Origin of the sequence: Streptomyces sp. XY431, from assembly GCF_001279805.1 — a bacterium.
In the GTDB taxonomy this organism is placed as follows: domain Bacteria; phylum Actinomycetota; class Actinomycetes; order Streptomycetales; family Streptomycetaceae; genus Kitasatospora; species Kitasatospora purpeofusca.
Genome location: NZ_LGDO01000291.1, coordinates 48169 through 57081, shown reverse-complemented (window position 1 = coordinate 57081; position 8913 = coordinate 48169). Strand labels below are relative to the sequence as shown.

Annotated in this window: 6 protein-coding genes and 1 pseudogene; 3 read left to right on the top strand and 4 right to left on the bottom strand. The window is 76.1% G+C overall.

Annotated features, from left to right (window positions below; genetic code table 11):
- The 4 genes from ADK60_RS24055 to ADK60_RS24040 all read right to left on the bottom strand — a co-directional run.
- Positions 1-1854: ATP-binding protein (locus tag ADK60_RS24055; protein ID WP_063783248.1), on the bottom strand; the 1854-nt coding region annotated here is incomplete at its 3' end.
- Positions 1855-1997: 143 nt separating this feature from the next.
- Positions 1998-3020, bottom strand: a complete 1023-nt coding sequence (locus tag ADK60_RS24050; RefSeq protein WP_053648829.1) for an MBL fold metallo-hydrolase — start codon at positions 3018-3020, stop codon at positions 1998-2000.
- 165 nt (positions 3021-3185) lie between these two features.
- The gene (locus ADK60_RS24045; RefSeq protein ID WP_045939913.1) at positions 3186-3932 is read right to left on the bottom strand and encodes a hypothetical protein; all 747 of its coding nucleotides are present in this window, start codon (positions 3930-3932) and stop codon (positions 3186-3188) included.
- 211 nt (positions 3933-4143) lie between these two features.
- Positions 4144-5064 carry a GNAT family N-acetyltransferase gene (locus ADK60_RS24040; RefSeq protein ID WP_063783247.1) on the bottom strand — a complete coding sequence of 307 codons (921 nt, stop codon included), beginning with the start codon at positions 5062-5064 and terminating at the stop codon, positions 4144-4146.
- A 416-nt stretch (positions 5065-5480) separates the two neighbouring features.
- Between ADK60_RS24040 and ADK60_RS45835 the strand changes: the two are divergent.
- The 3 genes and pseudogenes from ADK60_RS45835 (at position 5481) to ADK60_RS24020 (ending at position 8905) form a co-directional block, all read left to right on the top strand.
- Positions 5481-6775 (top strand): annotated as a pseudogene (locus ADK60_RS45835) (MbnB/TglH/ChrH family RiPP precursor modification enzyme).
- Positions 6776-6959: 184 nt separating this feature from the next.
- Positions 6960-8030, top strand: coding sequence for a TIGR04222 domain-containing membrane protein (locus ADK60_RS24025; protein WP_053648822.1), 1071 nt, complete (start codon positions 6960-6962; stop codon positions 8028-8030).
- 68 nt (positions 8031-8098) lie between these two features.
- Entirely contained in the window at positions 8099-8905 is an 807-nt protein-coding gene (locus ADK60_RS24020) for a TIGR04222 domain-containing membrane protein (RefSeq protein WP_234371230.1), read from the top strand.
- The last annotated feature ends 8 nt before the right edge of the window (positions 8906-8913 follow it).

The following is an 8913-nucleotide window of genomic DNA, read 5'->3' as shown; positions in this document are numbered from 1 at the left end:
GTCGGCGCCGGCGGGGCCGGTCGCCTCGGGGGACGGGGGGTGGGGGCTCTGGGGGGCGTCGGCCTCGGTGGCGGCGGCCTCGGCGGTGGCGGGCTCGGTCGCGGCGGCCTCGGCGGTGGCGGGCTCGGTCGCGGCGGCCTCGGCGATGTCGGCCTCGGTCGCGGCGGCCTCGGCGATGTCGGCCTCCGCCTCCGCCTCCGCCTCCGCGACTGCGGCGCGGCCGGAGCCGGTGCCGTGCTGGAGCGCCTGCCAGCGGGCGGCCGCCTGCTCGGGCGTCCGCACCGGGCGGACGGCGCCGGGCGCGGGTGCCGCGGCACCGTCGGCGGGCGAGGGCTGCGCGGGCACCGGCCGACGCCGGCGGCGGCTGGGCAGTCCGGTGCCGTCGTCCGGCGCGGCGGGCTCGTCCGGCACCGCCCGCACCGGCGGGACGGCGTGCACCGACGGTCCGTCGAACGGGCGCGGCGGGTCCGACGGGCCCGGCAGGTCCGGCACCGGGGGGACGACATGGATCGCCGGGACACCCTCGCGGGCGCGTCCGCCCGCGGTGGGAGCCGGACCGGCCGGACCGGCGCCGGACCGCAGCGGCAGCGGGGTGAGCACCGACAGCGGCTGCTCCTCGTCCACCACCGTCAGCAGCCCGGCCGGGATCCGGACCAGGGCGCGCATCCCCCCGTACGGGGAGGGCTCGACGTGGCAGGAGAAGCCGTACTGCCGGGCCAGCTTGCCGACCACCGCGAACCCGGTCCGCGGCGGGTTGCCCAGCTCGGTGAGCAGCACGTCGGACGGGCCTGCCAGCAGTCGGCGGGCCCGGCGGAGCTGGTCCTCCTCCATCCCGATGCCGCTGTCGTCGACGATCACCAGCGCGCCCCGGCCGCCCTGCTGGAGGGTGACCGGGACGTCCGTCTCGGGGTGCGAGTAGGCGGTGGCGTTGGCGAGCAGTTCGGCGACCGCGATGGCCACCGGCTCGGCGGCCCGGGCCACCACGGCCAGCCGGCCCTCGCGCAGGTGGTTGGCCACCTTGATGCGGGCGTAGCCGGGCACCCGGGAGAGCGCGCCGACCACCACCTCGGCGAGCGGCGAGTCGGTGCGGGCCAGGCCCGGCCAGGCCTCGCAGAGCACGGCGACGGTCTGGATCCGGCGCAGCGCGACCTCGTTGCGGAAGTCGACCTCCAGCAGCCGGGGGTCGTCGTTGTCGTCCTGGAGCTGCTGGACCAGGCTCTGGATCTGGTAGAGCAGGGTCTGGATCTTGGAGGTGGCACCGCGCATCGCGGAGCGGGCGGCGGCGTCGACGCGCTCCCGCTCCTCGGTGACGGCGGCGGAGGCCGCGTCCAGGACGGCCTGCAGGGCCTGCACGGCGGCCGGGCCGACGGCGGCGGCGTCGAGCGGCCGGGCGATCGGCGCGTTGGGGTGGCTCAGCCGCAGGGCGGCGGCGGCCACCCGCTCGGTGGCGAGGTGGCCGATCTCCGCCAGCAGGGCGGCGACGCCGGCCTCGGCCGCCGCGGCGCGCTGCTCGGCGGCCTCGGCCCGGTGGTCGGCCTCGGCCGTGCGCTGTCCGGCCTCGGCGGCCCGGTTCTCCGCCCGGTGGGCGCGGTCCTCGGCGGCCAGCGCGCGGTCGGCCGCGCCGCTGGCCTCGACGGCCGCCTGCCGTGCCTCGGCCGCGGCCTCGCGGGCCTGCTGCTCGGCCCGGGCGGTCTGCCCCTCGGCGGCGCGGGCGCGTTCGGCGGCCAGGCCCGAGGCGGCCTCGGCGGCGTCGGCCCGGGCCACCGCGCGCGAGCGACCGCGCGCCAGGAGCGCGGCGGCCACGAGCGCGGCGAGCGCGATCAGCGCCAGGGCCGGTACCAGGAACTGCGTCATCGACGTCCTCGGAGTTTCCTTGTACGAAGAACGGGCTCGGTCGGGTTGCCGCCGGCCGGCTGCCGCGGGCCGGGGCTCAGGTGCCGTGGGTCAGGTGTCGTGGGTCAGGTGTCGTGGGTCGGGGCTCAGGCCGTGGTCGGGGCTCAGGCCGTGGCGGGGCTGTCCGCGCGCGGGCGGGGCGCCCGGCGGTCGGCGTCCTCGTCGATCTCACGGGCCACCAGCGCCACCTGGTTCATCGCTTCCAGGATGTTCGGCACCTCGTTGCCGTCCAGGTGCCGGTACTCGGCGGCGACGGTGAGCACCAGCCGCTCGGGCAGGCCGAGTTCGGGGTACCGCTGCTCGGCGATGATCCGGCGGGCCGCGTCCAGCGCGGTGAGCCCGGCGGTGTGCAGGGCGTGGGTGCGCTCGCGGACGTGACCGAGGTAGGCGATGTGCTCGTGGACGCCCGGGCGGTCGAGCACCGGTCCGTGGCCGGGCACGATGATCCGGGCGCCGGTGGCCAGGATCCGCTCGCAGGCGGCGATGACGTTCTCCAGCGGACCGGCCCAGTGCGAGGGGTGGTCGCCGGGCTGGGCGGCGGTCGAGCCGAAGATCACGTCACCGGTGAACACCGCGCGCTGGTGCGGGAGGTGGACGATGAGGTCGCCGCCGGTGTGGGCGGCGGGCAGGCCGGTGATCTGCACCGGGTACTCCCCCACCCGCAGTTCCAGTTCGCCCCGGAAGACGGTGTCCGGGTGGACGGGATCGGTCCCGGACCAGTCGAACTGCCCGAAGTGGCGCCGGAGGTAGTCGCCGAGCGGCGAGTCCGGGTCGCTCCCGGTGACCAGCGCGTGGGTCTGCTGGGGCGTCGGCTCCCAGTGGATGTGCTCCAGCGCCTCGCGGGTGGCGATCACCTCGGCGTCCGGCAGCACGCCCGCGCCCCAGAGGTGGTCGCCGTTGGCGTGGGTGACGACGATCCGGTCGACGTCCACGCCGTCGGCCAGCCGCTTGCGGCTCTCGGCGAGGAACTCGGCGGCCAGCGAGGGGTCGTAGGGGGTGTCGATCCACAACGCGGTCCGTTGCCCGGCGAGCAGTCCGCAGTTGGCCAGTCCCCAGCCCCGCTTCGGCGGGAGCCAGACGTACAGGTCCTCGGCAATCGCGCTCACGTTCGCACGGTTGATCGTCATGGGCGCGATTATGCCGATGATGTGACAGCGGTGGAGCGAAACCCTGGCGTTTTCGGCCATTCCCCGACCCGGACTCTCCCGTCCCGCCCCTTTCCTCCCGGTTCGCCGCCCGCGGCCGTTCCGGGATCCGGTCAGCGCGTGCCCGGGCGGACGGCCGACGCCCGGTCAGCCGGACGGCAGGACGCGGCAGACCTCCACCGTCACGTCCACGGTGTCCAGGCCGATCACCCGGCCCTCGACGGCGACGAATCCCTTCTCCCCCGAGCGGAACAGCACGGCCAGCGGGGACTGCCGCCCGGCCGCCGCGAGCGCCTCCACCGCCATCGCCGAGCCGAAGGCGAAGACCCCGCAGAGCACCACGCAGGGCGCCTGCCGGGAGGTCCGGGTGACGAACACGAAGCCGTGGTCGCGGACGAGTTCGTCGGCCGCGTTGTACTGCGCCTCGAAGGCCATCCCGCCCCAGCGGGCCCGGGCCGCCTGCGGGTGCTCCAGGCTGAAGTCCGGGAAGGCGGTGGCCAGGACGCCCGCCGAGTAGGCGTTCACGCTCGGCCCGCCGACCGAGAAGGTCGGCATCCGCGGGTCCTGCGCGCCCGCGGTGACCAGCTCGATGGTGGCCTTGCGGTTGATCTTCCGCAGCAGGTCGGTGAGTTCGGCGATGGCCCGCGCCTCGGCCATCGGCATGAACAGCACGTTCCGGGGCCCCCGACTGGTGAGCCGGCAGCCGTCCTTGGCGTAGGCGAACTCGCCCACGTCGATACTCGGGGTGACTATCTGCACCCGGCTGTACGGGCCCAGCAGCGCGCGCAGGAAGCCGTAGCGCAGGAAGAGCCGGGTCCGGGCGAGCGACCGTGCCGCGAGAAAGCCGATCACGGCCGGAACGAACCCGACCAGGATCTGGAGCAGGATCTCCATGGCACCCCCGCGATGACTCGGGCACGAACTGTCGGCGCCGATGTGATGCCCCGTAGAGCCCCGGGAACTCCCGAGCCGGGCCGAGACCCGGCGCCCGCGCCCGGCCGCGCACCCGATTCACCCGTCCGGCTCAGTCCGCCGGCCCGGCGAGCGTCACTCTCCGTCGTCCCCGGCCGGGACGGGGTCCGCCCCCGGCCGGGACCGGCCCCCGTCAGCCGTCCAGGCGCTTGATGAACTTCCGCTCGCTCGCGCAGCGTTCGTAGCCCAGCCAGGCGTTGATCGCCAGCATCGGCGCATTGGTCGCGTCGTTCGAGGTGTACGCGTGCCGCAGACCGGCCTCCCGGGCCAGGCGCAGCGACTCCAGCTTGGCGAGCTTGGCCAGCCCCCGGCCGCGGAAGTCCCGGTGGCAGGCGGTGAACGCCGACCAGTACCGGTCCGCGCCGTCCGTGTGGACGGCGGTGAACGCGGCCGGCCGGCCGTCGACCGCGGCCACGACGCTCAGCGCGGCGTCGAAGGCCGGGCGGTGCCACTCGCCCGCCAGCCACTCGTCGTAGTCGGCGGCGTCCATCACGACCTCGCCCGGCTCGTCCCGGATCGCGTCCGCCTCGACCAGGAACACCGGGTGCGGGTCGGCCGCCCAGGCGCCCGCCGGGCGCAGCTCGACGCCGGCCGGCAGCGGCGGGGCCTCCGGCAGCGGACGGGCGAGGTCCCGGGCGCCGAAGTGGGCGATCCGCCCCTCGGCGAAGCCCCGGGCCGCGGCGAAGGCGCGCGGACCGGGCTCCTCGTCCACCCAGCTGTGCAGTTCGACCACGCCGTGCGCGGCGAGGTGCCGCTCGGCGGCGGCCAGCAGCGCGGTGAAGGCGCCGCGCCGCCGGTACTCGGGCAGGACACTGCCGTTGGCGTGGCCGACGCCGGTCGTGGTGGTCCCGGTCACCACCCCGCAGCGGACCGAGCCGACCACCCGGCCGTCCAGCTCCGCGACGAAGGTGCGGTAGTGGCCCTTCGTCTGCTGGGCGTTCAGCCAGACGAACATCTCGGGCGCCTCGACCAGGTGTTCACGCCCGGCCCGGTGGGCGGCCGCCACGGCATCGGCGTCCTCGGGGCGGAAGTCACGAATCCTCAGCGGTGTCATAGCTGCGTCACAGTAGCCACCATCGGTCCGCCTGCGAACCCGTTTTCCACCGCAACCCTCCCCACCAGCGGCGATGCGGGAAATTCGGGCCGAGAACGCGGATTGACTCAACGCCAAGCTCAAGTAATGCTCTGAGATGACCGGCCGAGGCTTGGCAGCCGCACAGTCCGGGGACATGCTCAGCACCACAGCCCGGTGGCCCTGGCGACGAGGCCCGCGCCGACCGACGGCTTTCCACCCAGCCCTCCGAAGGGGGCGCACCGATGACTTCCCCCGCCCTGCGGACCGCTCCGCAGCCGCCCGCAACGACGACGGGCACCACGACCGGCACCACCACTGGCACCGGCACCGGCACCGGCACCGGCACCACCGCAACCGCGCGCCGGCTCGGCGTCGGCCTCGGCTGGCGCAGCGAGATCGACACCGTGGTCGAGCGGCAGCCCGGCCTGGACTGGGTCGAGGTCGTCGCCGAGAACATCTGCGACGGCCACCTCCCCGCATCCCTGCGGATCCTGCTCGACCGGGGCCTCACCGTGGTCCCGCACGGTGTCGGGCTCGGCCTCGGCGGCGCCGACCGGCCCGACCCGGCCCGGCTGGCCAAGCTCGCCGGGACGGCCGCGCTGCTCCGCTCCCCGGTGGTCACCGAGCACCTGGCGTTCGTCCGGGCCGGCGGCCTGGAGGCCGGCCACCTGCTGCCGGTGCCGCGCTCGCGCGACGCCCTGCGGGTGGTCGCCGAGAACGTGCGGATCGCCCAGGACCAGCTGCCGGTGCCGCTGGCACTGGAGAACATCGCCGCCCAGCTGGCCTGGCCGGACGACGAGCTGACCGAGGGGCAGTTCCTGGCCGAGCTGGTCGAGCGGACCGGGGTCCGGCTGCTGATCGACGTCGCCAATCTGCACACCAACCGGGTCAACCTCGGCATCGACCCGGCCGCCGAACTGGACCGGCTGCCGCTGGAGGCGCTCGCCTACGTGCACGTCGCGGGCGGCACCATGGTCGACGGTGTCTGGCACGACACCCACGCCCACCCGGTCACCGAACCGGTGCTGGAGGTGCTGGCCGAACTGTGCGCCAGGGTCGCGCCGCCCGGGGTGCTGCTGGAGCGCGACGCCGCGTTCCCGCCGCCGGCCGAGCTGGCGGCCGAACTCGACGCCGTCCGGCGGGTGCTGGAGGGCGGCCGGTGACCGCCGCCCTCGGCGCGGACACCGCCGTGTCCGGCACCGACACCACGTCCGGCACCGACTCCGCTCCCGGCACCGACACCGCTCCCGCCACCGACACCGCTTCCGCCACCGACGCCGCGCGGGCCCGGCTGGCGGCCCGGCAGACCGAACTGCTCACCGCCCTGGTGGCCGGCGGCCCGGTGCCGCCCGGCTTCGACCCGGCGCAGGTGCGCGCCCAGGCGACCGGCCTGGCCGCCAAGCGACGCGACACCGCCGCCAAGGTGGCCCCGGACCTGCCCCGCCTGCTCGGCGCGCAGTACGGGCCGCTGTTCCTCGCCTACGCCCGCAGCCGTCCGCAGACCGGCGGCTACCGCGCCGACGCCCGGGCCTTCGCCGAATGGGCGCTCACCGAGCGCCCGGAACCGTCCGAGGACCAGCGGCGGGCCCTGGAACGCTGGCTCCACCCGGCGCCCGAGGAACGGTCCGAACGCCGGCCCGGCCCGCTCGCCCGCCTGCGCCACGCCCTGCGGCCCGGCCGGGACGCCTGAGCCCCGCACCCGCGCCCGCACTCGTAACCGCACCACTTCCTCAGCACCCGTGCCCGTCCGCCCCGACGCCGCGCCCACCCGGGCCGCGCGTCCGTCCGGACCGCACGCCGGAACCGCCCCACCACCGCCCCACGACGGCGCCACGCGCGCCCGAACCATGTCTCACCACCCGGGGGAACCACTCATGTGGCACAACACCTACTACCTCGTGCCCGGCGTCCTGCTGGCCGCCACCGCGCTCCTCGCCTGGCAGGCCAAGCAGGCCGCACGGCGCGTCAGCAACCCCAAGGGCCTGCCCGGCCGCGGCATCGCCCTGCTCGAAGCCGCCTTCCTGGCCGGGGGCCCGGGCCGGGTCTTCGACACCGCCCTGGTCCGGATGCACCGGCGCGGCCACATCGTGGTCAGCCGCTCCCGACTGGTCACGCTGACCGCGACCGAGCCCGCCGACGAGGTCGACGGCGCGATCGTCGACGCGATCGGCCCGTCCCGCAGCCGGGACCTCGACTCGCTGCGCGTCGCGGTGATGCGCGCGCCCGCCGTCCAGGCCATCGGCGACGCCCTGGCCGCCCGGGGACTGCTGCGCAACCCGGAGCGGCTGCGCCGGGCCCGGACCGCGCACCGGAGGATCTGGCTCGCCCTGGCGGTCACCGCGGTGTTCGCCGTCGCCGCCCCGCTGCTGGACTCCGACGAGCCCGGCAGCGACCACGCCGCACTCTGGATCCCGCTGCTGCTGCTCGTCCTCGGCCTGGTCTCGCTGCTGGTCACCCGGCCGCCCAAGGGCCGGGTCACCCCGGCCGGGCGCCGCCAGCTCGGGCTGATGGACACCGGCAAGCCCTGGCAGCCGCACCACGGCGCGTTCGTGAGCGGCGCCGACGCCGTCCTGCTCGGCGCCGTCGCGATCGGCGGCCTGGCCCTGCTCGGTGCCGACGGCCTCGGCGACGCGGAACTGCACGAGGCGATGCTCGCCGCGGCGGCCGCCGACCAGTCGGCCCGGGCCGTCGCCGCCTCCACCGGCACCGGCTCCTCGTCCTCCGGCTCCTCCTGCTCGACCGGCCCCACCGCCTGGTGCGGCTCCTCCTCCGACTCCTCGGACTCCTCCGGTTCCTCGGGTTCGGGCTGCGGCAGCTCCTTCAGCTGCTCCTCCGGCTCCTCCGGCTCCAGCTGCTCCTCGGGCTCCTCCGGCTGCGGCTCCTCCTCGGGCTCCAGCTGCGGCGGTGGCTCCAGCTGCGGCGGCGGCGGGGGCTGCGGATCCTGAGCCCCGACCGGAGCCGACGGCCCACCGGACGTCACAGTTCGGTATCGCGCTCCGGGAAGGCGTTCCGCGTGCGGCGCGGCCGGGACTACAACAACCCCATGTGGTTGCTCTTCCTCCTCCCGGCCTGCGTCGCCGCGGTGCTCTCCTGCGTCCGGCTCGTCCGGACGACCGCCACCGCCGACGCGCTGTCCGGTCAGGAGGGCCCCCGGCCGTCCGAGGCGGTCGGGATCGGGCTGTACGAGACGGCGTACCTGGCCGGCGGACCGGACCGGGTGGTCGAACTCGCGCTCGTCCTGATGGCCTCCCGGGGGCGGCTGCACCTCGCCCACACCGGCTGGACCACGGTCGTCGACCCGCGCGGCCGCAGCCGGCTGGAGCGCGCGGTGATCGCCACCGTCGGCCCCGAGGGCCAGTGCCGCACCGACGACCTGCGGCTGGCGATGGCCGCGCACCCCACCGTGCTGGAGATCGGCAGCCGGCTCTCGCTCGCCGGACTGGCCACCCCGGCGACCGTGCGGCGGCACACCGTGCTGGTGGTCCGGCAGGTCCGGCAGGCGCTGCTGCTCTCAGTCGTCCTGCTCGCCGTGGCGCTGGTCGTCGGCGGCCTGGCCGACGGTGACGTGCTGACCCCGCTGGCCTGGTTCTCGCTGCCGCTGGTGCTCACCTCGGGCACCCTGCTGATGGCCCGGGTCGACGTCTACCCGTACACCCGCTGGGCCTCGCCGATCGGCCAGGAGGTGCTCCGCGAGGTCCGCCCGCCGCGCCAGCACGGCCTCACCGACGACGACGAGCGCGAACTGCTCACCGCCGTCGCGATGAACGGCCCCGCCGTCCTCCCCGACGCCCGGCTGCGCGCCGCCCTGCGCCGCCACTGACACGCCGA